Origin of the sequence: Actinopolyspora alba (assembly GCF_900112765.1) — a bacterium.
In the GTDB taxonomy this organism is placed as follows: Bacteria; Actinomycetota; Actinomycetes; order Mycobacteriales; family Pseudonocardiaceae; genus Actinopolyspora; species Actinopolyspora alba.
This window is the reverse complement of the sequence record NZ_FOMZ01000003.1, coordinates 191,160-216,680: the sequence shown is the minus strand read 5'-3', so window position 1 is coordinate 216,680 and position 25,521 is coordinate 191,160. Positions and strand designations below refer to the sequence as shown.

General features: G+C 68.0%; 21 protein-coding genes and 2 riboswitches. Of the genes, 11 read left to right on the top strand and 10 right to left on the bottom strand.

Annotated elements, in window-relative coordinates; genetic code table 11:
- Positions 1 to 170: 170 nt before the first annotated feature.
- The 4 genes from BM150_RS05565 to bioB all read left to right on the top strand — a co-directional run bounded on the left by BM150_RS05565 (position 171) and on the right by bioB (position 4,941).
- Entirely contained in the window at positions 171 to 803 is a 633-nt protein-coding gene (locus BM150_RS05565; RefSeq protein ID WP_092924708.1) for a TetR/AcrR family transcriptional regulator, read from the top strand.
- 163 nt (positions 804 to 966) lie between these two features.
- Positions 967 to 1,105: riboswitch (glycine riboswitch) on the top strand.
- Positions 1,106 to 1,202: riboswitch (glycine riboswitch) on the top strand.
- 34 nt (positions 1,203 to 1,236) lie between these two features.
- A complete protein-coding gene (gene gcvT / locus BM150_RS05560) occupies positions 1,237 to 2,340 on the top strand; it encodes a glycine cleavage system aminomethyltransferase GcvT (RefSeq protein ID WP_092924706.1) in 1,104 nt (367 codons plus the stop codon).
- A gap of 50 nt (positions 2,341 to 2,390) precedes the next feature.
- Entirely contained in the window at positions 2,391 to 3,671 is a 1,281-nt protein-coding gene (gene glyA, locus BM150_RS05555) for a serine hydroxymethyltransferase (protein WP_092925061.1), read from the top strand.
- A gap of 208 nt (positions 3,672 to 3,879) precedes the next feature.
- Positions 3,880 to 4,941, top strand: a complete 1,062-nt coding sequence (gene bioB, locus BM150_RS05550; RefSeq protein WP_092924704.1) for a biotin synthase BioB — start codon at positions 3,880 to 3,882, stop codon at positions 4,939 to 4,941.
- Between the two features lie 130 nt (positions 4,942 to 5,071).
- Here bioB and BM150_RS05545 read toward each other — a convergent pair whose 3' ends face one another.
- The 3 genes from BM150_RS05545 to BM150_RS05535 all read right to left on the bottom strand — a co-directional run bounded on the left by BM150_RS05545 (position 5,072) and on the right by BM150_RS05535 (position 8,255).
- A complete protein-coding gene (locus tag BM150_RS05545) occupies positions 5,072 to 5,749 on the bottom strand; it encodes a DedA family protein (protein WP_092924702.1) in 678 nt (225 codons plus the stop codon).
- Between the two features lie 195 nt (positions 5,750 to 5,944).
- Positions 5,945 to 7,537, bottom strand: coding sequence for a D-alanyl-D-alanine carboxypeptidase/D-alanyl-D-alanine endopeptidase (gene dacB, locus BM150_RS05540; protein WP_245755280.1), 1,593 nt, complete (start codon positions 7,535 to 7,537; stop codon positions 5,945 to 5,947).
- A 109-nt stretch (positions 7,538 to 7,646) separates the two neighbouring features.
- On the bottom strand, positions 7,647 to 8,255 hold the full coding sequence (locus tag BM150_RS05535; RefSeq protein ID WP_092924700.1) for a LysE family translocator: 609 nt from the start codon (positions 8,253 to 8,255) through the stop codon (positions 7,647 to 7,649).
- Positions 8,256 to 8,355: 100 nt separating this feature from the next.
- On the opposite strand from BM150_RS05535, the gene BM150_RS05530 reads away from it, so the two are divergent.
- The gene (locus tag BM150_RS05530; RefSeq protein ID WP_092924698.1) at positions 8,356 to 8,856 is read left to right on the top strand and encodes an Lrp/AsnC family transcriptional regulator; all 501 of its coding nucleotides are present in this window, start codon (positions 8,356 to 8,358) and stop codon (positions 8,854 to 8,856) included.
- A gap of 144 nt (positions 8,857 to 9,000) precedes the next feature.
- Here BM150_RS05530 and tesB read toward each other — a convergent pair whose 3' ends face one another.
- Together tesB and pyk are read right to left on the bottom strand one after the other, a co-directional pair.
- Positions 9,001 to 9,945 carry an acyl-CoA thioesterase II gene (gene tesB, locus BM150_RS05525; RefSeq protein ID WP_175496701.1) on the bottom strand — a complete coding sequence of 315 codons (945 nt, stop codon included), beginning with the start codon at positions 9,943 to 9,945 and terminating at the stop codon, positions 9,001 to 9,003.
- A 111-nt stretch (positions 9,946 to 10,056) separates the two neighbouring features.
- Positions 10,057 to 11,478, bottom strand: a complete 1,422-nt coding sequence (gene pyk, locus BM150_RS05520) for a pyruvate kinase (RefSeq protein WP_092924696.1) — start codon at positions 11,476 to 11,478, stop codon at positions 10,057 to 10,059.
- Positions 11,479 to 11,553: 75 nt separating this feature from the next.
- Between pyk and BM150_RS05515 the strand changes: the two genes are divergently transcribed.
- Positions 11,554 to 11,997, top strand: coding sequence for a VanZ family protein (locus BM150_RS05515; RefSeq protein ID WP_092924694.1), 444 nt, complete (start codon positions 11,554 to 11,556; stop codon positions 11,995 to 11,997).
- Between the two features lie 20 nt (positions 11,998 to 12,017).
- A complete protein-coding gene (locus BM150_RS05510; protein WP_092925055.1) occupies positions 12,018 to 14,411 on the top strand; it encodes an ATP-binding protein in 2,394 nt (797 codons plus the stop codon).
- Positions 14,412 to 14,458: 47 nt separating this feature from the next.
- Here BM150_RS05510 and BM150_RS05505 read toward each other — a convergent pair whose 3' ends face one another.
- The gene (locus tag BM150_RS05505) at positions 14,459 to 15,163 is read right to left on the bottom strand and encodes a FadR/GntR family transcriptional regulator (RefSeq protein WP_092925053.1); all 705 of its coding nucleotides are present in this window, start codon (positions 15,161 to 15,163) and stop codon (positions 14,459 to 14,461) included.
- 338 nt (positions 15,164 to 15,501) lie between these two features.
- Here BM150_RS05505 and BM150_RS05500 point away from each other — a divergent pair, with 338 nt between their 5' ends.
- The 4 genes from BM150_RS05500 to BM150_RS05485 all read left to right on the top strand — a co-directional run bounded on the left by BM150_RS05500 (position 15,502) and on the right by BM150_RS05485 (position 21,268).
- Positions 15,502 to 17,796 carry a HelD family protein gene (locus tag BM150_RS05500; RefSeq protein WP_092925051.1) on the top strand — a complete coding sequence of 765 codons (2,295 nt, stop codon included), beginning with the start codon at positions 15,502 to 15,504 and terminating at the stop codon, positions 17,794 to 17,796.
- Between the two features lie 422 nt (positions 17,797 to 18,218).
- On the top strand, positions 18,219 to 19,175 hold the full coding sequence (locus BM150_RS05495) for an ABC transporter substrate-binding protein (protein ID WP_092924692.1): 957 nt from the start codon (positions 18,219 to 18,221) through the stop codon (positions 19,173 to 19,175).
- A 10-nt stretch (positions 19,176 to 19,185) separates the two neighbouring features.
- Positions 19,186 to 20,277, top strand: a complete 1,092-nt coding sequence (locus BM150_RS05490; protein WP_092924690.1) for a FecCD family ABC transporter permease — start codon at positions 19,186 to 19,188, stop codon at positions 20,275 to 20,277.
- 193 nt (positions 20,278 to 20,470) lie between these two features.
- A complete protein-coding gene (locus BM150_RS05485; protein ID WP_092924688.1) occupies positions 20,471 to 21,268 on the top strand; it encodes an ABC transporter ATP-binding protein in 798 nt (265 codons plus the stop codon).
- A gap of 74 nt (positions 21,269 to 21,342) precedes the next feature.
- Here BM150_RS05485 and lgt read toward each other — a convergent pair whose 3' ends face one another.
- Genes lgt through trpC form a run of 4 tightly spaced genes read right to left on the bottom strand, consistent with a single transcriptional unit; the run spans position 21,343 to position 25,373 of the window.
- The gene (gene lgt, locus BM150_RS05480; protein WP_092924686.1) at positions 21,343 to 22,404 is read right to left on the bottom strand and encodes a prolipoprotein diacylglyceryl transferase; all 1,062 of its coding nucleotides are present in this window, start codon (positions 22,402 to 22,404) and stop codon (positions 21,343 to 21,345) included.
- 58 nt (positions 22,405 to 22,462) lie between these two features.
- Positions 22,463 to 23,272 carry a tryptophan synthase subunit alpha gene (trpA, locus tag BM150_RS05475; RefSeq protein WP_092924684.1) on the bottom strand — a complete coding sequence of 270 codons (810 nt, stop codon included), beginning with the start codon at positions 23,270 to 23,272 and terminating at the stop codon, positions 22,463 to 22,465.
- Positions 23,269 to 24,552, bottom strand: a complete 1,284-nt coding sequence (gene trpB, locus BM150_RS05470) for a tryptophan synthase subunit beta (RefSeq protein WP_092924682.1) — start codon at positions 24,550 to 24,552, stop codon at positions 23,269 to 23,271. The genes trpA and trpB overlap by 4 nt, the downstream gene beginning before the upstream one ends.
- Before the next feature lie 8 nt (positions 24,553 to 24,560).
- A complete protein-coding gene (gene trpC / locus BM150_RS05465) occupies positions 24,561 to 25,373 on the bottom strand; it encodes an indole-3-glycerol phosphate synthase TrpC (RefSeq protein WP_092924680.1) in 813 nt (270 codons plus the stop codon).
- Positions 25,374 to 25,521: the final 148 nt, after the last annotated feature.

Below are 25,521 nucleotides of genomic sequence, written 5' to 3'. Positions count from 1 at the left end.
GACCTCCTCAATACGCCAGGAGCCGCTACCGCGTGCGGCACGCAGCACTGCGGCCGACAGCTTAACTAACGACGTTAGTTTTGTGAGACCCTAAAGTCGACGACAACGTTTGACAAGACTCGAGAGCAACGAACCGCACTCGTCCCCGAACAGGTCCCGGAGGCCACTTCTTGCCCAGACCGAGCACGCCCCTGCTGTCGATGGAGCGCATCCGGGAGTCCGCACTCGAGATCATCGACACCGCCGGGCTGGAGGCACTTTCGATGCGGCGCCTGGCGGAACGGCTGGGAGTGCGGGCGGCTTCGCTGTACAACTACGTCCCCAACAAGGACGAGCTGCTGCACGATCTCGCCAACTCGACGATGGCCCAGGTCGATGTCTCCGGCTTCGAGACGGACTGGGTCACGGGCGTGACCGTCTGGGCCCGTTCCTATCGCCGGGCGCTGGTGGAACACCCCAACCTGGTGCCGTTCATCGCCTCCGGCCCGGCTCGCAGGGAGGCGGCACTGCGCCGTGCCGACGCGGTGCACGGCGGACTGGTCGAAGCCGGTTGGCCGCAGCGCTACGCGACCATGATCGGGGCTTCCGTGAAGTACCTCGTGGTGGGCAGCGCGATGGGGTCGTTCGCGGGCGGATTCGTCGACGACGCCGAGATCTACGACGAGAGGTTCCCCAACCTCGGCAAGGCACATCTGCTGCGCAGTCACGCGACGGAGATCGACAACGCCAGCTTCGAGCTCGCACTGCAGGCCTTCACGGAAGGGCTGCGCAGACGTTACGCGGAACTCGACGAGATCCACTGATCGCGACACCTCCCCGTCGAGTTCACCTGAAACGCGAGACCGCTCGGCGGACGTGGCCGCGCGCCACGCGCGCGGGGGAAATCCGGCCGCGGTCAGCTGCGCTGCTGTTGACTCGACAGCCGGGGCTACGTAGCGTTCACGCTACAATCGAAGAATGCGCCCATGACGTCATGCGGGAGAGACTCCGCACTCGGCTCGCGGCATCGCTGCCCGGCCACGGCAATGGCCCCAACGTGCGCGCGGAGCGCCGAAGGAGCAACACTCCCCGACAAACTCTCAGGCCCGATCACCGCATGGCACCAGGCGATTCAGGAGGAAAGCAGGGGTCACGCGCCCCTCGCCCACGGTGCAAGCCGCACAGCGCGGTGAAACTCTCAGGCCAATGACTCCGGGGAGACGCCGACCAGGCGCCGACCTATCAGGAGTTTCCACCATGTCACCGTCCCGCAAGACACCACTGCACGAGGTCCATCAGCGACTCGGGGCAACCTTCACCGAGTTCGCGGGCTGGGAAATGCCGCTGCGCTACTCCGGTGACATCAACGAGCACAACGCGGTACGCGGCACCGCGGGCTTGTTCGATCTCACGCACATGGGCGAGCTTCGTATCAGCGGTGCCCAGGCCGCCGAGGCCCTGGACTACGCGCTGGTGGCCAACGCCTCGGCTATCACCGTCGGACGCGCGCGTTACACGATGATCTGCGACGAGGCTGGCGGGGTACTGGACGACCTGATCGTCTACCGCACCGGGGAGCGGGAGTTCCTCGTGGTCGCCAATGCCGCGAACGCCGCCATGGTCTCGACCGAGCTGGCCGAGCGAGTACGCGGTTTCGACACCGAGCACACCGACCTGTCCGACGAGTACGCGCTGATCGCGGTTCAGGGGCCGGTGGCCAAGGACATCCTGGCACCGTTGACCGAGATCGACCTGACAACGGTCAAGTACTTCGCGGGATACCCCGGCAGGGTAGCCAATTGTGATGTTCTACTCGCCCGCACCGGCTATACCGGCGAAGACGGTTTCGAGCTGTTCACATCCGTCAACGACGCGGCTACGGTTTGGCAGGCGCTCAGCGAGGCGGGCGCCCCGCACGGGATACAGCCCGCCGGCTTGGCATGCCGGGACACACTACGGTTGGAGGCCGGTATGCCGTTGCACGGTCACGAGCTCTCCACCGAAGTGACCCCGTTCGACGCCAATCTGGGCCGGGTGGTCCGACTGGACAAGTCGGGAGATTTCGTGGGACGCGCCGCGCTCGCCGACGCAGCGGAGCGGACCGCGGAGCGCACACTGGTGGGGCTGCGCGGAACGGGCCGCCGCGCCCCACGCCACGGTTACCGGGTACTGGACGGTGACGGCGCCGATGTCGGCGTCGTGACCAGCGGTGCGCCGTCGCCCACGCTGGGTTACCCGATCGCGATGGCCTATGTGGACCACGCCTGCGCGAAGACGGGGACCGAGTTACAAGTGGACATTCGCGGCAAGGCAGTCGCTGTGGAGGTCGTGGACACGCCCTTCTACAGCCGGAACCGCTGAACGCGCCCGACCCGCTCCACCGAGAATCAGGAACACGGAGGTAAGTGATCATGCCGTCAGGCGATCTGTTCAACGAGAGGCTCGCATCGGTCGACCCCGAGGTGGCCAACGCGGTCGACGCGGAACTGCACCGGCAGCAGAACACGCTGGAGATGATCGCCTCGGAGAACTTCGCACCCCAGTCGGTGTTGGAGGCTCAGGGGTCGGTACTGACCAACAAGTACGCCGAGGGCTACCCGGGCAAACGCTATTACGGCGGCTGCGAGCACGTCGACGTCGTCGAGCGGCTCGCCATCGACCGGGTCAAGCAGCTGTTCGGGGCCTCCTACGCCAACGTGCAACCGCACTCCGGCGCGCAGGCCAATTCGGCGGCGATGTTCGCGCTGCTCAAGCCGGGTGACACGATCCTCGGCCTGGACCTGGCCAACGGTGGTCACCTCACCCACGGGATGCGGCTGAACTTCTCCGGCAAGCTCTACAACGTGGTGCCGTACCGGGTCCGCGAGGACGACCACCTCGTCGACATGGACGAGGTCGCCCGACTGGCCCGGGAGAACAAGCCACAGGTGATCATCGCGGGCTGGTCCGCCTACCCGCGGCAGCTGGACTTCAAGCGGTTCCGCGAGATCGCCGACGAGGTCGGTGCCTACCTCATGGTGGACATGGCTCACTTCGCCGGTCTGGTCGCGGCCGGGCTGCACCCCAACCCGGTGCCGCACGCCCACGTGGTGACCACCACCACCCACAAGACGTTGGGTGGCCCGCGTGCCGGTGTGATCCTGTCCTCCGACGAGGAGCTCGGCAAGAAGTTCAACTCGGCGGTGTTCCCCGGCCAGCAGGGCGGCCCGCTGGAACACGTGATCGCGGGCAAGGCTGTCGCGTTCAAGCTCGCCGCCGGTGAGGAGTTCGCCGACCGGCAGCGCCGCACGCTGGAAGGCGCCCGGATCATCGCCGACCGACTGCAGGCCGAGGACGCCAAGGCCGCGGGGGTGCAGATCGTCTCCGGCGGCACGGATGTGCACCTGGTGCTGGTGGACCTGCGCGACTCCGAGCTGGACGGACAGCAGGCCGAGGACCGGATGCACGAGATCGGTATCACGGTCAACCGCAACGCGGTGCCCAACGACCCGCGCCCCCCGATGGTCACCTCGGGACTGCGCATCGGCACCTCGGCACTCGCCACCCGCGGTTTCGCCGCCGAGGACTTCACCGAGATCGCCGAGATCATCGCCACCGCGCTGCACTCCGACTTCGACGAGTCGGTGAGCAAGAAGCTGCGCGGCCGGGTGGAGGCGCTGGCGGCCAAGCACCCGCTGTACCCGAACCTGTGACGTATCGGGTTGGTCCGTGAGGGCAGTCGTTCGCGACGGCGCCCTCCGTTCGCGGACCACGTGTCGCGACCGTGCCGCACTCCGGAAGTTTTCCGGAGTGCGGCACTTTTCGTGGCACCAGCGACCACGTTCGGAACAACTCGGCGGGAGCGATGTTGTAGGTTTCGCGATCTTGTCGCGGCTCGCCCGGTCGACGAGTGTCGAGGGCATGACGATCACACTGGACGAGCTGGTCACGAAGGCGCTGCGTCGCGAGGCTCCGAGTCGTGCCGCGGCCGAACGGCTGCTGTCCGAGGAGTTCGACGTTCTCGACGTGGTCGCGGCCGCGGGTCGGGTACGTCGGCACTTCTTCGGCAACAGGGTCAAGCTCAACACCATCATCAATATGAAGAGCGGGCTGTGCCCGGAGGACTGCACCTACTGCTCGCAGCGCCTGGGATCCGACTCGGAGATTCTCAAGTACTCGTGGGTGAAGGCCGAGGAGGCGGCCACAGCCGCGGACGAGGCGGCCGAAGCCGGGGCGAAACGCATCTGTCTGGTGGCCAGCGGACGCGGTCCGGGGCAACGTGACATCGACCGGGTCTCCGAGACGATCGAGGCGGTCCGGCGGAAGCGGCCCGACGTGGAGATATGCGCCTGCCTGGGGTTGCTGGGCGGTGGGCAGGCGGAGCAGCTGCGCGAGGCCGGCGCGTACGCCTACAGCCACAACCTCAACACCAACGAACGGCGCTACGCCGAGATCTGTTCCACCCACACCTTCGAGGACCGGGTCGAAACGGTGCGCAACGCCACCGGTGCCGGGCTCTCCCCCTGTTCCGGGGCGATATTCGGAATGGGGGAGTCGGACGAGGACGTGGTGAGTCTGGCCTTCGAACTGCGGGAGCTCGACCCGGACTCGGTGCCGATCAACTTCCTGATCCCGATGGAGGGAACACCGATGGCGGGCGAGTGGCGGCTGACACCGCAGCGGTGTCTGCGCATCCTGGCGCTGTACCGGTTCTTCTTCCCCGACGTGGAGGTTCGGCTCGCCGGAGGGCGGGAGATCCATCTGCGCAACGTGGAGGCCATGGCGCTGCAGCTGGCGAACTCGATCTTTCTCGGTGATTACCTCACCAGTGAGGGCAGAACCGGCGACCAGGACCGGCAACTGATCGCCGACGCGGGATTCGTGGTCGAGGGGGCCCGGGAACGAACACTCCCGCAACAGCGCGATGACCTGGTCAACATCCGCAGACGCGGTGTCGGCACCGATGTCGCGAGCAACGTCTGATCGGGATCTCCGGTTCGGGATCTCGGGGGTCCGCTCGGTGGACCCCCGAGCCGCCCCCATCCGGATGAACGGACGTGGAAGGGATGACCGAGTCCCGTGCTCACCGCTAGTGGGGAGCTCGGCGAACCGGTCACGCGGCTCGGTCGAACTCTTCCGAACCGGAGAAGTCGTCGGTGACCTCGGTCCCGACACCGGTTCTCCGCGCCTTGCGTCGTCGCCAGAGCCAGGTGGCCGCTCCGGACAGCACCAGTGCTCCCACCACCGCCCAACCGGCTCCGCCGAGGATGTGTTCGACGTACTTGGCCGAGGCGCCCGCCAACCAGCCGATGGCGACGTGCAACGCGGACCACGCTCCGGCGCCCAGCAACGAAGCGGGCAGGAATCTGCCGTATCCCAGACCGGAGGAACCCGCCGCGGCGGGAGTCAGCGTACGCACCACGGGCAGGAACCTCGACACGAACACCGCGCCCACGCCGTAGCGCCGCAGCAGCGTCCCCGCACGGTCCCAGTGCCGCTGTCCCAGCTTGCGCACGGCGGCGCTCTCCCGCAGCCGCCAACCGTAGCGACGCCCGAACAGGAAACCGATGTTGTCGCCGAGCGCGGCGAACAGCGCCACGGATGCCGACAGGGTCAGGAAGAACCCGAAGTCCGTCACGGCGGCCGAGGCGATCAACAGCCCGCTCTCCCCCGGCACGACGAAGCCGATGCCCAGTGTGCACTCACCCAGTACCAGCGCGCCGACCACCACGACCAGCAGCGGGCGAGGCAACCCGGCGATCGCGGCCAGCAGTTCACTGACGACAGACACACACACTCCTAGAGCCGGGTAACATCGATCACGCTACCGTGTGATGCCGAGGAGATGAATCCGGAATCACCCCCGGTCTTCCCCGATCTCCCGGGGACGAAGTCGGGCGGCAGCGAGGTCGCGGCCACGGCGGGGCCAGGACGGCGCTCGTTACGAGTCGTTCGGCCCGAAACGCGACTTTCCCGCACGGTACCTTCAGCAGCTCTTGCTCCAGGAGCACTCGAACATCGACTCGTCGGGGCGCGTCGAAGGGATGTCGACAGCCGAGGCCGAGGAGCGGTCCCGTTCGCCGGGACCCGGCACGGACTCCGGGGAATCCGCGCCGTGTCGGGCGAGCCGAACCGCCACGGCATCGCTCAGGTCGCGAGGCGGTGCCGAAAGGAACCCGTTGAACACCACGGAGAACACCAACGAACGCTCGGTGCGGGTACGGACGTAGCCGGACAGCGCTGTGACCCCGGTCATCGAGCCGGTCTTTGCCGAGACGTTGCCCTCGGCCGCGGTGCCGCGCATCCGATCGCCGAGAGTTCCTCCCGTCATCCGCTCCGCCGCACCGGCGAGCGGCAGTGCCCGCTTCCAGTCCTCGAACCACGGTCGGTCGCGGACGGTGTCGAGCAACTCGGCCAGCTGGGCGGGCGAGATCGCGTTCAGCGTGGACAGCCCCGACCCGTCCACCAGCCGGTACTTCGCGGGATCGATTCCCGACGCCTCCAGCCTGCTCCGGACCACACCGAGGCCGGCCCGCCAGCTCCCCTCCTCCCGCAGGACCCTGCCCATGGTCTTGACCAGTGTCTCGGCGTGACCGTTGTTGCTGAGCTTGAGGAAGGGAACCAGCAACCGCCGCAGCGGTATCGAACGGTGTTCGGCCATCACCCGAGCCCGGTCCGGTGCTTCACCCTCACCGGATCCCTCGAAGGTGACACCGCGTTCGGTCAGGGCGCGTCGGAAGACGTCCAACGCGTACGCGGTGGGATCAGCGACGGTGCTCAGGGCTCGTCCGGCGCCGGCTCCCGCCGGTATTCCGCCGCTGACGATCACGCGATCGGTGCCGTGCGCACGACGGACGGACAGCTCTCCCGTGGCGTCCGCGGCGAGCGTACGGGCGCGGTTGACTATCTCGACCGCTTCGGTGGCCGGTCGTGTACTCACCCGCACCGGCTCTCCCGGCCGGGTCGGCCGCAGCCGAACCAGCACTGTACCGGCGTCGTAATCAGTGTTCGGCGCTACGGTCAGTGCCGAGATCGGGGCAGCGTAGTAGTAGGGCTCGTCGACGGCCATCCAACCGTTGGCGAGCGCGCGGTCGTCGAAGTACGAGTCGTCGGCCAGCACGTCCCCCCGCACGACCCGGACACCGGACTCGACGATCCGGTCGGCGAGCGCACGGTAGTCCGCGGCCGACATCGTCGGATCACCACCACCGCGCAGGTACAGATCGCCGAACAGCACGTTCCCCCGGCGCCTGCCGGAGGTCAGCACACGGGTGTCGAACCGGAAGTCGGGTCCGAGCGCCTCCAACGCCGCTACCGAGGTGAACAGCTTGGCGTTGGAGGCGGGAATCATGCGTCGGTCCGGTGACCGCCGGTAGAGGATCCGGTCGGTCACCGGATCGCGCACCACCACCCCGACCGAAGCACCGGCCAGCCGAGGATCCGACAGGATCCGGTCCAGATCCGCACGCAGCGCCTCCTCCGCCCGAAGCGGCTTCTCGTGCGGCACCACGGGATCCGCGACCCCCGGCACGGCGAAAATCATCACGAAACCGGTCAACAACGCCAGGACACGCCGCACCGCCACTCCTCCGGGCCGCTCGCACTCGTCACCACTGATCGGAACGGATGATGGTCCCGATCAACCAAGCACGTGTCGACACCGTGGGCAACGCGGGCGTGTCGCGGGCTCACGCCAGCGCTATCGAACTCGCCATCACCAGCAGCGCGCCCCCGCAGCACCGCTCGAAGACACGCTTGCGCCTGGGAACGGACAGAAAGGCCGACAACCAGCCCACCGAGGGAACGACGACTAGCCACCAGGCCGCGAACGAGGCGACAGCGGCGGAGCTGAGCAGCAGGGCCTGTGTCATGGGGTCACCGGCGGGATCCATCGCCTGCGGCAGCAGCGTGAGGAAGGTGAGCAGCACCTTCGGGTTGAGCACGTCGACCAACAACCCACGCAGGAAAACCGCGCGTCCCGATGTCGGAGCCGCCTCGTCACGGGCCGCGGCTGTGGAGCCTGCCCGCCGCAGAATCTGAACGCTCATCAGAACCAGATACCCGACGCCGAGCACCTTGACCACGAACAGCGCCGCGGGGAACGCGATCACCAGTGCCGACAGCCCGACGGTGGCCGCTGTGGCGTGAACGAGCAACCCACAGGTCACCCCCGCCGCGGCCAACCATCCCCAGCGGGCGCCGTTCGCGGCGCTGCGCGTCACCATCACGAAGTCGGGCCCCGGCACCAGAATGATCACCAGCAGGGCGAGCAGGAACGACCCCCAAGCGATGTGCACTGCGAACTCCTCGCACTCGAACCGACAATTCTTCGAAAGCTGTGGCTATAGTGGGTTAATCGTTCGTGTTTGATCCAGCTACGACACAGAAAGTTCGGTCATGACGAGTTCGACAGAACTGGATTCGGTGGATTGGCGAATCCTGGAGGAGTTGCAGAACGACGCGACCCTGGCCAACCGAACGTTGGCCGAGCGGATCGGTCTCGCCGCGTCGAGCTGCCTGCAGCGAGTACGCAGGCTCCGGGAACAGGGCGTGATCACCGGATCGCACATCGACGTGGATCCGGCGGCCACCGGACTCACGCTGGAAGCGGTGGTGTCGATCAACGTACGCCCGCACACCCGGGCGGTGGTCGAGTCCTTCCGCGAGTTCGTGATGGCCCAGCCCGAGACGCGGTCACTACTGCACGTGAGTGGGCAGGCCGACTTCCTGCTTCACCTCGCGGTGACCGACAGCGCGCATCTGCAGAGTTTCCTGGTGGACAAGCTCTCGGCGCGTACCGAGGTACGCCACTTCACCACCTCGGTGGTGCTGGAGCAGGTGCACACCCGCGCGTTGACACCGCCAAGAGCACCGCGCCCCGCGCGGCGACGCGGCTGAACGGCGCCTGAAGCGGCCGCGGGACGGTTGGGAACGCGGCGCGGACGGAGGGAACGGCTCGCGGCGTGCCCTCGGCGGGCCGTTCCCCGACGCGGGCGGGAGTGAGTTCCGGAGAACCGGGCACGCCGCTGGTGCCCGCTCCGATCACTCACCGACGCGCAGCAGACCTTCCTGCACCACCGTGGCCAACAGCGAGCCGTCCCGCGAGAAGAAGTTCCCGGTGGCCAGCCCACGTGCTCCCGAGGCGCTGGGAGAGCTGCAGTCGTAGAGGAACCACTCGTCGGCGCGGAACCGCCGGTGGAACCACATCGCGTGATCGAGACTGGCGCCGTGGACCTCGTCCACACCCCAATAGACGCCGTGCCTGGCCAGCACCGAGTCCAGCAGGGTCAGATCGGAGGCGTAGGCGAGCAGGCAGACGTGCAGCAGGTCGTCGTCGGGAAGGCTGCCGTCGGCCCGCATCCACACCCTGCTACGTGCGTCCCTGGGACCGTCCTGCCTGCTCAGCCACGGCGGCTCGGTAACGTGCCGCATGTCGATGGGGCGGGGCAGGTTCGCCATGCCGCCCACTTCACCGGCCAGCTGACCGAGACGTTCACCGTAGGTGGGCAGTTCTTCCGGCGCGGGAACCTCCGGCATGGGTTCGGCGTGGTCCATCCCCCGTTCCTCGACCTGGAACGAAGCGGACAGCGAGAAGATCGTCTTGCCGTGCTGCACCGCGATGACGCGGCGGGTGGTGAACGAGCGACCGTCCCGGGTGCGATCCACCTCGTAGACGATCGGGACACTCGGATCCCCCGGACGCAGGAAATAGGCGTGCAGCGAGTGGACCCGGCGTTCGGACGGAACAGTCCTGCCCGCGGCGACCAGGGCCTGCCCCGCCACCTGGCCCCCGAACACGCGGACCGGGGACTCCGCCGGGCTCACACCACGAAAGATGTTCTCCTCGATCGGTTCGAGGTCGAGCAATGCCACCAGTCGATCCAGCACCGGCTGTCCGTGTGGCATGCCACTGGCATCCACCGGAACGGACGACTGGCTGCCGGTCCCCGCCGGATCGGCGGCAGCGGCGCGTGCCGCTCGGGTCACTTCGGGCTCCTCGTGTCGGTGTTGGGCACACGCCGACCCTCCCGCGCAGCGGAATGCCGGAGCACGGCGATTCGTACCGTGGATCTCCGGTTCCGCCGCGATCGGGAGAAGTCAGACGTGATCCTCCTCGCCGAGACGGTGCACCCGGATCAGGTTGGTCGAACCGACGGTTCCGGGCGGGGACCCCGCGACGATGACGACCATGTCGCCACTGTCGGAACGTCCGATCGACAGCATCGCCTGATCCACCTGGCGCACCATCTGGTCAGTGGTATCCACACTAGGCACCAGGAAGGTCTCCGTCCCCCAAGTGAGAGCGAGCTGACTACGAACGGACTCCTCGGGGGTGAACGCGAACAGCGGCAACCTGGTGTGCAGCCGCGCCAGCCGACGGACGGTGTCACCGGACTGCGTGAAGGCGACCAGCGCCTTGGCACTGAGTCGTTCGCCGATGTCCCTGGCGGCGTAGGAGATCACACCGCGCTTGGTACGCGGCACGTGACTCAGCTCCGGCGGCTCCGAGGAGCCGGCTTCCACGGCCTCCACGATGCGGGCCATGGTTTCGACCGTCTCCACGGGGTAGTCCCCGACGCTGGTCTCACCGGAAAGCATGACGGCATCGGTACCGTCCAGCACGGCGTTGGCGACGTCCGAGGTCTCGGCCCTGGTCGGGCGGGGATTGCCGATCATGGAGTCGAGCATCTGTGTCGCGACGATGACCGGTTTGGCGTTCTCCCTGGCGATACCGATCGCCCGCTTCTGCACCAGTGGCACGTGTTCCAGCGGCAGCTCCACACCGAGGTCTCCCCTGGCGACCATGACACCGTCGAAGGCGAGCACGATGGCCTCGAGGTTGTCCACCGCCTCGGGCTTCTCCAACTTGGCGATCACCGGAACGCGGTGCCCGACCCGGTCCATGACCTGATGGACGATGTCGATGTCGGCGGGAGTACGCACGAACGACAGCGCGATGAAATCCACGCCCATCCGCATCGCGAACTCCAGGTCCTCGACGTCCTTGTCGGACATGGCGGGAACCGAGACGTCCATCCCCGGCAGCGAAAGCCCCTTGTGATCGGAAACGGGGCCGCCCTCGACGACCTCGCAGACCACGTCGCTTTCCTCGACCGCCGTGACCGTCAGCCCGACCTTCCCGTCGTCGACCAGGATCTGGTCACCGACCTTGGCGTCCCCGATCAACCCCTCGTAAGTGGTGGAGACCCGGTCGTGGCTACCGACCACATCGGCCACGGTGATCCGGACGACCTCACCGGTGCGCCACTCGACCTCGCCCTCGGCGAAGGTTCCCAACCGGATCTTCGGCCCCTGCAGGTCGCCCAGGATCCCCACGGCACGTCCGGATTCGGCCGTCTCCGCACGCACCATGTCGTAAACCCGGCGGTGGTCGTCGTGGCTACCGTGGCTGAAGTTCAGCCGAGCGACATTCATGCCGGCGCTGACGAGCTCGGCCACCTTCTCCGGACTGGCGGTGGCTGGCCCCATAGTACAAACGATTTTGGCTCGTCGACTCACGGTGCAACAGCCTAGTCCGTCGACTCACGCGCGCAGTATGCCACCGTCGAGGTCAACCAACATCCGAGAGGCCGCATGCTGGATCCTTTCAGTCCCCGTGCACACCGCGCGTTGTTCGTGCTGAGCTGCGTGGCGAGCCTGGTGATTCTTTTCACTCCCCCGGCGGGGGTTCCCGACTCCCCACCCGGCACCGACAAGCTGGTGCATCTGGTGCTGTTCGCGGTGCTGACGCTGACGGGCCGAGCAGCTCGGATCGACCGCCGACTGCTGCTCGTGTGCCTGGTGTGCTACGCACCGCTCTCCGAGGTGTCGCAACAGTTACTGCCGGTGGACCGCGACGCGGACGCGATGGACGCGATCGCGGATCTGTGCGGGATCGCCGTGGCCCAAGCGTTGGTCGTACTGTTCCGGCGGATCACCCGCGGCACGGACCCACAAAACTCACACGTTCGTGTGAGTAAACATCGATCCAGGTCACAGCCCCACCTCGCGAACCGCGAGACCGGTTCGAGGGAGTGAACAGAGGTATTCTCGGCGGTGTGGACTCCACCGCACGGGCCCGCTCACGCACTGCCGGCGGCAATCTCCCGGCAGAAGTAACGAGCTTCGTCGGCAGGCGTCGCGAGATCACACTCACCAAACGGCTGCTGGCCGAGTCGAGGGTGGTGACCCTGACCGGTCCCGGCGGTATCGGCAAGAGCCGGCTGGCGCTTCGGGTCGCGGCCAACATGAGCCGTTCGTTCCGGGACAAGACCTGGCAGGTCGAGCTCGGTGAGCTGCACGATCCGGACCTGGTCGCGACCGCCGTGGTCGAACAGCTCAACGTCGCCGAAACGTCGACGGGTACCGAACTCGACAACCTGGTCGAACACTTCAGGGAACGCGAAGCGCTCCTTGTGCTGGACAACTGCGAACACCTGGTACAGGCCTGCGCCGAACTGGTGGACACGTTGATCCGTTCGTGCCCGGGACTTCGGGTACTGGCCACCAGCAGGCAGTCGCTCGGCGCGGCCGGGGAGAGCACGCTGATCGTGCCGCCGCTGCAAACCCCCGACCCGGAACAACTACCCGCCGCGGAGGCGTACGAACAGTACGCGGCGGTACGGCTGTTCCTCGATCGGGCCCGCGCCGTTCTACCGGAGTTCGAGGTCACCGCGGACAACGCCCCGGTGCTGATGCGGTTGTGTCACCGGCTCGACGGGAATCCGCTGGCGATAGAACTGGCCGTGGTGCGACTGCGCTCACTGGCTCCGCGACAGCTGGAGGAGCGGCTCGACGAACGCTACGAACTGCTCAGCGGAGGCCGCACCGGCGCGCCGCGGCGACAGCAGACGCTGCGGGCACTGATCGACTGGAGCTACGACCTGTGCACCGAGTCCGAGCGCAGGGCATGGGCACACGTGTCGGTGTTCTCGGGCAGTTTCGACCTGGAGGCCGCGGAGTACGTGATCGACGGCACCGCGGAACGGTCCAGGGCGGCCTCGCTGGTGCACGCTCTGGTGGACAAGTCGATCCTGCTGCGCGAGCGGGGCGACGGGCCCAGCCGCTTCGTGCTGCCGCACACGCTTCGCGAGTACGGCCTCGAGAAACTTTGGGCAGCCGGTGACCGGCCCAGGGCCGAGGCGCGGCACCGCCAGTGGTACGTCAGTACGGTGCGGCGCTTCGCCGCGGAATGGATGGGGGCCGAGCAGGTCGAGTGGGTGCGACGGCTGCGCGTGGAGCAGGCGAACCTGCGAGCGGCGCTGCGGTCGATGACCGAGCACGACGAGGAGAGTTCCGAGGACCAGCACGCGGACGAGCGAACCTCCGCACCCCACGGGCCCGCCGTCGCACTACGAACGGCCACCGCGCTGGGACGTTACTGGCAACTGCGGGGGGCGCACTCCGAGGCCCGCTACTGGCTGGATCGCACCCTGGCGCTGACCGGGACGCGACAGGCGCCCCGCGAGCGGGCCGCCGCGTTGGCCTCCAGCGCCTGGTTCACCCTGCTGCACGGCGACGTGTCGGGAGCACGCGGCTCACTGGACACCGCGACCGCCACGCTCGAGGGACACGACGCTCCGCTGGAGCGTGCGCACCTGACACGCACCTACGGGATGGCCGCCCTGTTCGACAACGATGCGGCCTCGGCGATCAGGTTGCTCGAAACCGCGCTGGAAGTCTTCCGACGCGGGGCCGAGAAGGAGGGGGAACTGTTCACGCTGATCGGGTTGGGTGTGGCACGCGCGGTCAACGGCAACGAGCGGGACGGGCTCGAACTGCTCGACGACGCGCTGGCGATCACCACCGGACGCGGTGAGGTGTACTGGCGCTCCTGGACGCTGTGGGCGATCGGCTATCTCAAGACGATCACCGACAAACCCGACCGGGCCGAGCCGGCGTTGAAAGAAGCGCTGAACCTGCAGCGACGGCTGGACAACCGGCTCGCGATCGCGTTCAGCCTGGACACGCTGGCCTGGGCCGCGCACCTGCGGGGCAACGACAAACGCGCGGCCAGGTTGTTCGGTGCGGCCGGAGGCGCCTGGGAGTCCGCGCACTCCACCCCGAACCTCTACGCCGAATTCGCCGAGCAGCACCGGGCCCAGCTGGTCGCCACCAGGGAGGCACTGGGCGACGAGACCTACGACGAATCCTTCGACAGGGGATACCACTGGCAGCACGACACTGCGATCGACTTCGCGCTGGAGACCAAACAGCGCTCCAGGGAGACCCAGCGGGAGAACGTGCACCCGATGCCGCTGACCAGCCGGGAACGCGAGATCGCCCAGCTGGTGGCCCAGGGGCGCACCAACAAGGAGATCGCCGAACAACTGGTCATCGCGCTGCGCACCGTGGAAGGGCACGTGCAGCACATCCTGACCAAGCTGGATTTCACGTCCCGGGCCCAGATCGCGGGCTGGGTCGCCGGAATGCGTTCCGAACAGGGGGAATAGGCGGGGCCTCGTCACCCCGAGACCGTGTTCGCTCGGACGGTGATCGCTCACTTCTCCTCGGTGGACTCCAGAAACCTGAGCGTGCCGTGCAGCGCCTCGGCGACCAGCTCACGCATGGCCGTCTCCGCCCTGCCGTACCGTCCCTCCTCGATGCACCGTGCGATCTCGCCGTGCAACCCGACGGCCAGCGGCTCGGGATGTGCGGGCATCAGTCCCTGCTCGGTACGCCACCGCAGCACTTCCCGCACAACCTCGTGCAGCTGCGCGAACATCTCGTTTCCGGAAGCCCGCAACACCAGTGAGTGAAAGGCGACGTCGGCTTCCAGGAAACCTTCCAGGTCCCCCGCCTCGGCCAGTTCGTTCATCCGCTCACCTATGCGGATCAGTTCGGTCACGTCCTCGGCGTGGGCTCGTTGGGCGGCCGCACCGGCAGCCACCGGCTCCACCGCCGTACGCAGTTCGACGAGCGTCTTGACCTGGTTGGCACGGTCGGTCTCCAACAACCAGCGAATCAGCGCCGGGTCGAAGGTGTTCCAATCCTCGCGGGGTCGAACCACGATGCCCACACGCTGCCGCCCCACCACGAGACGGATCGAAGCCAACGTACGAACCACTTCGCGCACCACGGTGCGCGAGATCCCGAAACGCTGTTCGAGATCCTCACCACGCAGCACGCTGCCCGGAGGATGAACGCCCGCACTGATCTCCCGCCCCAGTATCTCGACGATCTCCCCGTGCAGTCCTCCACTCATGTCGGCTCCGTTCACAGCCACATGTGCCCCGACCACCACTTTCGGCGACTCCGTCCGGAGTTCGCCGGAAAACGACAGTGCCGGGCACGAATGTGGCACGTCCACATTCCAGGCGCCGAGAATATCCGCCCGCCCCACCCGGGGCGGGAACGGAGGTGACGGACGGCGGCGCGACGGTGGGCACGCTCCACGATCAACTGCGCCCGATGGTCACGCCGTTTCCGGGTACACTCGTCCGTCGGGCCTGTTGGCGGGCCGCGGTGTCGCGAAGCACACCGCAGCGCCCGGAACCCCACGCCCGTCCTGTTCCAACGCGCATGACCGCACGAGGTGGAGTCGTGTCCGAAACCCGAGCCGATCGGGAACTTGACCACGCCGACAGCGTCGCCGCCGAGCAGCGGTACGTCTCGATGCTCTACGACAAGCTCGACGAACTGCGGCGGTACAACAGCAAACGCCTGGCCGAGACGCTGCGGGAGACCGGTGGAACTCCCCAGGCACGTACCGAGCGTGACATTTCCACCAAGATGCACATCGACAAGCTCTCGCAGCTCAGCGCGATGGAGAACGGGCTGTGCTTCGGCAGGCTCGACCTCGACAGCGAGGAACGGTTTCACATCGGCAGGCTCGGCCTGTTCGACGAGGAGAACGAGTACGCGCCGTTGCTGATCGACTGGCGCGCTCCCGCCGCACGGCCGTTCTACCTGGCCACGGCGGCCTCCCGCGACGGGGTGATAAGGCGTAGGCACATCCGCACCACCAGGCGCACGGTCACGGACCTGGAGGACGAGGTCCTCGACCTGGACTCCGCCGAGCAGGGAAGCCACCTGGGACTCGCGGGTGAGGCGACGCTGCTGGCGGCGCTGGACGAACGCCGTACCGGCCAGATGGGCGACATCGTCGCGACCATCCAGGCCGAGCAGGACAACATCATCCGCAGCGGCATGAACGGCGTTCTGGTGGTGCAGGGCGGTCCCGGCACCGGCAAGACCGCGGTGGCGCTGCACCGAGCCGCGTACCTGCTCTACACCTACCGGCAGCAACTGACCAAGCGCGGTGTGCTGGTGGTGGGCCCCAACAAGACCTTCCTGCGCTACATCGGCCAGGTGCTGCCCTCCCTCGGCGAGACCGGTGTGCTGCTGTCCACCGTCGGAGAGCTGTACCCGGGTGTGGTCGCCACCGCGACGGAAACGGCCACCGCCGCCGAGCTCAAGGGGCGCACCGAGATGGTCTCGGTGCTCAACAACGCCGTGCGGGACCGCCAGCAGGTACCGCGCAAGTACATCGAGGTGACTTTCGACCGCGAGCCACTCCACATCGACAAGAGCACCTGCAGCCAGGCACGCACCAAGGCGCGGCGAGCACGCAAACCGCACAACGAGGCCAGGAAGATCTTCCGGCGCGAGATGTTCTCGGCGCTGGCGCTGCAGGTGGCCGACCGGTTGGGGCGGGATCTGCTCGACCAGCGCGACATCGACGACATCGCGGCGGAGTTGCGGGCGGACAGCCAGGTGTGCGAGGTGCTCGAACAGCTGTGGCCGGAGATCGAACCCACCACCCTGCTGGACGAGTTGTTGAGCTCGCCGGAGCGCATGAAGAAAGCCGCGCGCAGGTACTTCGACGAGTCACAGCGCCAGGCGATGCTGCGGGAACCGGGCTCGGAGTGGACACCCGCCGACGCTCCGCTGCTCGACGAGCTGGCGGAGCTGCTGGGTGAGGACGACTCGGAGCAGCAGCAGGCACAGCTGCGGCAGGAGCGGGAGGAGCTCGCCTACGCCGAGGGCGTGCTGCACATCATGGAGCAGGACGAGGAGATCATGGATCCCGAACGACTGCGGGTCTCCGATGTACTCGACGCGGACCTGCTCGCGGAGCGCAATCGCACCAACAGTGAGCTCACAGCGGCCGAACGAGCGGCGGGGGACCGCACCTGGACCTTCGGGCACGTGATCGTCGACGAGGCGCAGGAGCTGTCGGCGATGGCGTGGCGAGTGATCATGCGTCGTTGCCCGAGCCGGTCGATGACCGTGGTGGGTGACATCGCCCAGACCGGTTCGGCCGCGGGTGCCTCGTCCTGGCACGACGTGCTCGGGCCGTACGTGGCGCGCCGGTGGCGCCTGGAGGAGCTCACCGTCAACTACCGGACGCCGAGCGAGATCATGTCGATGGCGACCCCGTTGCTCGCCGAGATGGACGTGGACCTGTCCGTGCCGACCTCGGTGCGCAGCACGGGCATCGAGCCGTCCCTGGTGCGGACTTCGAAGGGAGAAGGCGCCGCGCGAACCGCGCGACTGGCCGCCGAGGAACTCGAAGCCGTCGACGGCGGTCACGTGGCGGTACTCTGCCCACCCGACCGCCGCGAGGAGCTCGGAGGCGCGGTCTCCGAGCTGATACCGCGGGCCGCGGTCGGGCCGCGGCCGGAAGGTCTGGAAGCTCCGGTGATGGTCCTCAGCGTCGATCAGGCCAAGGGACTGGAGTTCGACAGCGTGATCGTGGCGGATCCCGCGGGCATCCTCGAACAGTCCCCCCGGGGGATCAACGACATCTACGTGGCGCTCACCCGTACCACGACCAGGCTCAGTGTCGTGCATCACGGCGATCTGCCCGACCCGTTGGAAACCCCCGAGCACTGAAACACCGTTCGGCGGCTCCCGGTTGCCGGGTTCGGGCAGTCGGTGGGGCCGGCCCGCCTTCCACCGGAGTCCTCGACCAGTGGCGGACCGCTACGGCGCTTCGCGGGGTCCGCACAACGGACTCCGGTGATTCCCGGGACCGCACGCAACGGACGATACTGCCTTCGCCAGGAGCGGGATGGTATCTTTCCTGTTCAGGAAGCCACGCCCGAACACAGGGGCGCGGCTTTCGTGATGTCGTGCGAGCGGAATCCGCCGTGAGTGCGCTCCGGCCACGGCAACCGTGCGCTTCCGAGAGGGGTTCCTGGGACCGCGCGGGGGGCCATCTCGAAACGACATCGACGACAGCCGTTCCCGGTGCAGGAACGCGGCGTCGCCCACCCGGCGGGCGCCGCGGAGCACCGACCGAGACCGAGGACATCATGAGTCGGACAACCGGATTCCGCCGCGGGACGCCCCTGCTGCTCGCCCTGGTGGCGCTCCTGGCGGGGATCACCTCGTGTGCGCAGCGCCCAGCCTCCGAAGAACCGGCCCAGCAGGGCAACGATCGGGCTTCGGCGTTTCCGGTACGGGTGAAGCTTTCGGGACAGGAACCGGTGACGCTGCCCGAGCAGCCGAAGCGCATCGTCTCGTTGAGCCCCACCGCCACCGAGGTGCTCTACGCGATCGGGGCGGGCAACCGGGTCGTGGCCGTGGACAAGTACTCCACCTACCCCGAACGGGCACCCCGCGAGGAGATCTCCGCACTGAACGTCGGAGCCGGCACCGTCTCGGAATACCGCCCCGATCTCGTGATCGCGCAGGCGGGCAGTGCCGGTGAACTGGCCAAGGGACTGCGTGAACTGGACATTCCGGTGCTGCTGACCCCGTCCGCGAAGGATCTCTCGGCCGCCTACCGACAGATGAAGGCACTCGGGCGTGCCACCGGGCACAACGAGGAGGCCGCCGACACCGTGCGGCGGGTCCGTTCCGAGCTCGACAAGCTGGTGCGGCAGGCTCCCGAACTCGAACAGCCGCTGACCTACTACCACGAGGTCGGTCCCGATTACTTCACCGCGACGTCCAAGAGCTTCGTGGGCAGCGTCTACGAGAAGTTCGGGATGGACAACATCGCCGACTCCGCCGGGGGCAAGTTCCCCCAGCTTTCCGAGGAGAAGATCCTGCGGGCGGATCCGGACATGATCTTTCTCGCCGACACCGGGACGGCCGGTGTGACCAAGAAAGCTGTCACCGAGCGTCCCGGCTGGCAGACGCTGACCGCGGTGAAGCAGGGGCACGTCTACGAGTTGAACGAGGACGTGGCCGGCAGGTGGGGGCCGCGCGTGGTGGAGCTCGCCCGCTCGATCAGTGAAGCGATCGACGGCACCAGGCAGGGCTGACGCTCCTCCGATGCGCGATTCGCGAACCCTGCCCGCCGGGACGTTCGAAGCTGCCGCTACCTCCGCACAACGACCCCGGCGAGCACGCGGCAGCAGGCTGCGGCCGCGTCACCTGCTGATCGGTATCGCCGCGCTCGTCGTACTGGTACTGGTCTCGGTGCTGACCGGGGCCGCGGAGCTGGGGTGGCAACGGGTACTCGCCGAACTCGGCGCCCAGTTCACCGGTGGTGTCTCGCCGTTGTCCGAACGTGAGGCGGCGATACTGTGGCAGTTGCGCGTGCCTCGGGTGGTACTGGCCGTCCTCGTCGGAGCCGCCCTGGCCGTCTCCGGAGCGGCGTTCCAGGGAGTGTTCCGCAATCCGCTGGCAGATCCCTACCTGCTGGGAGCGGCCTCCGGCGCGGGACTGAGCGTGACCGTCGTGGTTACGGCGGTTCCGCAGGTCACTCTCGGCAGTACCGGCCTGGCGCAGGTGGCCGCGTTCCTCGGAGCGCTGGGCGGGGTCGGGCTGACCTGGCTGATCGGACGCTCGGCCGGACCGGACACGGCCACGCTGGTACTGGCGGGCGTGGCGGTCAGTGCTTTCCTCACCGCCGCGCAGACCTTCGTGCAACAGCTGCGCGTGGAATCGCTGCAACGGGTCTACATGTGGCTGCTGGGCAGGCTGAGCACCAGCGGATGGCACGAGGTGCTGACGGTAGTGCCCGGGTTGTGCCTGGCCACGATGGTGCTGTGCGCCTGCGGGCGGTTGCTGGACCTGCTGGGCACCGGTGACGAGGAAGCGGCGGCGCTGGGGGTACGCCCTGGCAGGGTGCGTGCTCTGGTCCTGGTGGCCGCTTCGCTGGCCACCGCCTCAGCGGTGTCGGTGGCCGGGCTGATCGGTTTCGTGGGATTGGTCGTCCCACATCTGGTACGGCTGGCTCTCGGCGGCAGCTACCGGGTCATCGTGCCGGTGTCCCTGCTGTTCGGCGGAGCCTTCCTCGTCGGGGCGGACATGCTGGCACGGACGGTCATGGCCCCCGCCGAACTGCCGATCGGGGTGATCACGGCGTTCACCGGTGCGCCCTTCTTCGCGCTGTTGCTGCACACCAGCCGACGGCGATGATCCCGGTCGTGGCCCAACCGCGGTGACCCCGGCGACGAGGGGTGACCCCGGTGACGAGGAACGTCGCGACAGCGGGCAGTCCCCGCCTTCTCGACGGAGCGGCGGTGCGGTGGCTCCCGGATGAAGGCACTCGGCGGTACCGAACGACAAGCGTCGGAACATCAACCGGAACTCAATCAGGAAAGCTGTTCGAATGAGCCTCGTGGAACTCGACGGGCTGAGCGCGGGATACCGCGGCAGTCCCGTGCTGTCGGACATCTCGACAGCGATCGGTGCGGGCGGCTGGCTCGGTGTGATCGGACCGAACGGCAGCGGCAAGTCCACGCTGCTCAAAGCGATGCTCGGACTGGTGCACCACGGCGGGACCGTGACGGTGGACGGTCGCCGCGTCAGCGGACTCCGACAGCGTGAGCGGGCGAAGCTGCTCGGATACGCCCCGCAGCTACCGCAGCTACCGGTCGGCATGACCGTCACCGACTACGTGCTGCTGGGGCGCACGCCCTACACCGGCCCGCTGGGACGGGAGAGCACCAGGGACCTCGACATCGTCGCCGAGGTGCTGGAACGGCTCGACCTGCTCGATCTCGCGGAGCGAGTGCTGTCCGACCTTTCCGGTGGCGAACGGCAGCGCGCGGTCCTGGCGCGCGCACTGGCGCAACGCACCGGGGTGCTGCTGCTCGACGAACCCACCACGGGACTGGACGTCGGACACGCGCAGGCGCTGTTGGACCTGGTCGACGAGCTACGTCACGAGCGCGGCACCACCGTGGTGACCACACTGCACGACCTGACCATGGCGGGGCAGTACGCCGAGCACCTGCTGCTGCTCGAGCACGGCAGGGTGAGCGCCGAGGGCGCTCCGGGGGAGGTGCTGACCACCGACGTACTGCACCGGCACTACGCGGCGCGGGTCTCGATTCTGCCGTTACCGGACGGCTCACCGGCCGTCACGCCCGTGCGGGAGTCGGCACGCCGCCCTCGGGAAGGGTGACGGACCGACCCGTCCTGCCACACGCGCGTCACCGCCGGGCCCGGTTCCGGCACGGCGGGTGTGCGGAGTCGCGGCTAACGTTGCCCCTCGTCGCCGCTCCCGGGCTCACCCCGCCGCGCGTTCTCGGAGGTTCCGGAATCCGCTTCGGAACCGGACGACCGCTCGTCGGTGCTCTCACGGGAGTCGTTCGGCGGTGTCACCACGTCGGCCGGAGTGTCGGGAGGAGTCGCTCCGTAGTCCGGGTCCCCGGGTAACGGTTTGCCCAGCAACCGCTCGGGCTCCTCCCTGGCACGCCGGACCAGCAGCAGGTAGAGGACCGCCCCGAGGAAGACCAGTGCCGAGACGTAGACGTTGACCCGGATGCCGAGGTCGAACGGCGTGGAAGCCGGATCGGTACGCATCATCTCGATCCAGAACCGGCCAGCCGTGTAGCCGGCCACGTACAGCGCGAACACCCTGCCGTGCCCCAGCCGGAACCTGCGGTCGGCCCAGACGAGCAGCAGTGCGACCAGCAGGTTCCACAGCAGCTCGTAGAGGAAGGTCGGGTGCACCACTTCGACGGGAACGTCGCTGACGGCCACACCGGTCACCGGATTCGGCTCGCGCTGGTATATCTCCAACCCCCACGGCAGGTCGGTCGGTCCGCCGTAGAGCTCCTGGTTGAAGTAGTTGCCCAGCCTGCCGATCGCCTGCGCGACCACCAGCCCCGGGGCGACGGCATCGGCGAAGGCGGGCAGCGGGACGCCACGTCTCCTGCAACCGATCCAGGCACCGACGGCGCCCAGTGCCACGGCTCCCCAGATGCCGAGACCGCCCTGCCAGATCTTGAAGACGTCCCACCACGGATTGGGGCTGTCCGGGCCGAAGTAGCGCCAGTAATCGGTGATCACGTGGTAGATCCTGCCGCCGACCAGGCCGAACGGGACGGCGAAGACCGCGATGTCGGTGACGGCACCCTTGCGCCCACCTCGGGCGACCCATCGCCGTTCCGACCAGAGGATCGCCACGACGATCCCCGCGATGATGCACAGGGCGTAGGCACGAATGGGAATCGGCCCGACGTACCACACGCCCTGGGGAGGGCTGGGTATGTTGGCCAGATAGGTGGTCGCCGAGGCGGGTAGCGCGACAGTCACGCGACCACCGTAACGGGCGGCGGGGCGAGGACCGCCACTGGCTCCGCGATCGGTTCCCTCACGGGATCGAGGTGGAGTTCCTCCGGACGCCACGCCCGAGGTCGGCCGCGAACTCCGCGACCCCGGCCGCGCCGTCCTGCCTGGCACGCTCGACGAAGGCGGAGCCGACGATCACACCGTCGGCGAACTGCGCCACCTCGGCGGCGTGCTCGGCGGTGCGCACCCCCAGCCCCACGCCGACCGGCAGCTCGGTGTGCGCGCGGGTGCGCCGCACGAGCTCCCGGGCGGAACCGGAGACCGAGTCACGCGCACCGGTGACCCCCATCACCGACGCGGCGTAGAGGAAACCCGAGCCCGCTCCGGCTGTCATCGCCAGTCTGCGTTCGGTGGAGGACGGCGCGACCAGGAAGATCCGGTCGAGCCGGTGCTGCCGTGCCGCGGCCAGCCACTCGTCGGCCTCGTCGGGCACCAGGTCCGGAGTGATCACACCGAGGCCGCCGGCGGCCGCGAGGTCCCGCGCGAAGGCATCGGGGCCGTAGTGGTGCACCGGATTCCAGTAGGTCATCACCACCGGAGCGGCTCCCGTCTCGGCGACCGTCGAGACGATGTCGAACAACTGGCGGACCCGGAACCCGTTGCGCAGGGCTTCACCGCTGGCGGTCTGGATGGTGGGGCCGTCCATGACCGGATCCGAGTAGGGAAGACCGATCTCGACGACGTCACAGCCGGCGGTGTCACCGTCACCGCGCACCATGGCGCGGAACAACTCGACGCTGTCGGGGACGGTGGGAAACCCCGCGGGCAGATAACCGATCAGGGCCGCGCGTCGCTGGGCCGCGCAGTCGCGGAATACCTCGTGCAGACTCACCGCTGGTCCTCTCCCGTGATCCCGGCCTCGGGCACGAGACCGAAGTACTGCGCGGCAGTGTCCATGTCCTTGTCACCCCGCCCGGAAAGGTTGACCACGAGCACGGCCTCAGGGCCGAGTTCCGCACCGAGCCGGAGAGCACCGGCCAACGCGTGCGCCGACTCGATGGCCGGGATGATGCCTTCGGTACGGGACAGCAGCCGGAACGCGTGCATCGCCTCGTCATCGGTGACGGCGCGGTACTCCGCGCGCCCGGTGTCGGCCAGCCAGGCGTGCTCGGGTCCCACACCGGGATAGTCCAACCCCGCCGATATCGAGTACGCCTCAGCGATCTGGCCGTCCTCGTCCTGCAGCAGATAGGACCTGGCGCCGTGCAGCGTGCCGGGCGTCCCACTGGTGAGCGCGGCACCGTGCTCACCACTGTCGAGGCCGTGACCACCGGCCTCCATGCCCACCAGTCGCACCCCGGGGTCGTCGATGAAGCCGTGGAAGATCCCGATGGCGTTGGATCCCCCGCCCACGCAGGCGACCACCGCGTCGGGCAGCCCACCGGTGTGTCGCAGTACCTGCTCCCTGCTCTCCTCCCCGATGATCCTGTGCAGGTTGCGGACCATGAGGGGGAACGGGTGGGCACCGGCCGCGGTGCCGAGCAGGTAGTGCGTGTCGGCGACGTTGGCCACCCAGTCGCGGAGTGCTTCGTTGATCGCGTCCTTGAGGGTGGCCGAACCGGTGTCGACGGGACGCACCTCGGCCCCGAGCAGTCGCATCCGGGCCACGTTGAGGGCCTGCCGCTCGGTGTCGGTGGCTCCCATGTACACGACACAGTCCAGGTCGAGCAACGCACAGGCCGTGGCGGTGGCGACGCCGTGCTGGCCCGCGCCGGTCTCGGCGATCACGCGGCGTTTGCCCATCCGCTTGACCAGCAGGGCCTGCCCCAGCACATTGTTGATCTTGTGGGATCCGGTGTGGTTGAGGTCCTCCCGCTTGAGGAACACCCGGGCACCGCCCGCGTGGGCACCGAAACGTTCGGCCTCGGTCAGCGGGGAGGGCCTGCCCGCGTAGTCGCGCAACAGCCGTTCGAGCTCGGCGACGAACTCCGGATCGTTACGAGCCTTCTCGTACTCATCGGCCAGCTCGTCCTGTGCCGCTATCAGGGCCTCGGGCATGAAACGGCCCCCGTAGGAGCCGAAGTGCCCACCGGGATCGGGATCGTGCCCGTCGGGGGTCGCCTCCCCCGGAGTCGCGGCTCGCCGCGCGGTGTCGGAGTCTCGTGCTGTCATCCGGCTTCCTATCCGCGGCTGGGACGCGGGCAGGCGGGGTGAGATCCCGCCGTGACCAACTGTGTCAACGCCGCACGTGGATTGTCACTGCTGACCAGCCCCTCGCCCACCAGCACCGCGTCGGCGCCGGAACCGGCGTAGGCCATCAGATCGCTCGGCCCCCGCACACCGGATTCCGCGATCTTGATTACCCCGGCGGGCAGACCCGGAGCGATGCGACCGAATACGTCGCGGTCGACTTCGAGGGTGTGCAGGTCACGCGCGTTGATTCCGATGATCTTGCCACCGGCCGCAAGCGCGCGATCGGCCTCCTCCGCGGTGTGCACCTCGACCAGGGCCATCATGCCGAGTGACTCCACGCGGTCCAGCAGCGCTTCGAGGGCGTTCTGCTCCAGGGCCGCGACGATGAGCAGCACCATGTCGGCACCGTGCGCACGGGCCTCGTGCACCTGGTAGGGACTGACGATGAAGTCCTTCCGCAGCAGCGGCGCGTTCACCCGAGCACGTACCGCGTCGAGGTCCCGCAGCGACCCCCCGAAACGACGCTGTTCGGTGAGCACACTGATTATGCGGGCACCGGACTCGTAGTACCCGGCGGCGAGATCGGCGGGCTCGGCGATGTCGGCCAGCTCTCCCTTGGAGGGACTGCGCCGCTTCACCTCCGCGATCACGCCGACACCGGGCTCGTGCAGTGCCGCCCAGACGTCCTTGGGTGGTTGTGCGGCCGCCGAAAGCTGCTTGATCTCCTCGAACGGGACCTCCGCCTCACGGGCGGCCAGATCCTGCCGAACATCGTCGATGATCGCGTCCAAAACACTCACGAGGCCACCTCGCACAGGGCCGGCCGGACACTTACTCGCAGGTGGCAATACGCGCGGATCGTCCTATCGCGCTCGATCACGACACTCCCCTTCCCCGCCGTGCCGGTCGCGGTACCGATGCTAAACCCGTTCAGTGTGAACCCCGCCG

Coding starts and splice junctions, on each gene's coding strand:
- trpB (WP_092924682.1), bottom strand. CDS start 24,552: ATGACAGCACGAGACTCCGACACCGCGCGGCGAGCCGCGACTCCGGGG.
- BM150_RS05495 (WP_092924692.1), top strand. CDS start 18,219: ATGAGTCGGACAACCGGATTCCGCCGCGGGACGCCCCTGCTGCTCGCC.
- gcvT (WP_092924706.1), top strand. CDS start 1,237: ATGTCACCGTCCCGCAAGACACCACTGCACGAGGTCCATCAGCGACTC.
- BM150_RS05505 (WP_092925053.1), bottom strand. CDS start 15,163: ATGAGTGGAGGACTGCACGGGGAGATCGTCGAGATACTGGGGCGGGAG.
- BM150_RS05490 (WP_092924690.1), top strand. CDS start 19,186: ATGCGCGATTCGCGAACCCTGCCCGCCGGGACGTTCGAAGCTGCCGCT.
- BM150_RS05485 (WP_092924688.1), top strand. CDS start 20,471: ATGAGCCTCGTGGAACTCGACGGGCTGAGCGCGGGATACCGCGGCAGT.
- BM150_RS05515 (WP_092924694.1), top strand. CDS start 11,554: ATGCTGGATCCTTTCAGTCCCCGTGCACACCGCGCGTTGTTCGTGCTG.
- glyA (WP_092925061.1), top strand. CDS start 2,391: ATGCCGTCAGGCGATCTGTTCAACGAGAGGCTCGCATCGGTCGACCCC.
- bioB (WP_092924704.1), top strand. CDS start 3,880: ATGACGATCACACTGGACGAGCTGGTCACGAAGGCGCTGCGTCGCGAG.
- BM150_RS05530 (WP_092924698.1), top strand. CDS start 8,356: ATGACGAGTTCGACAGAACTGGATTCGGTGGATTGGCGAATCCTGGAG.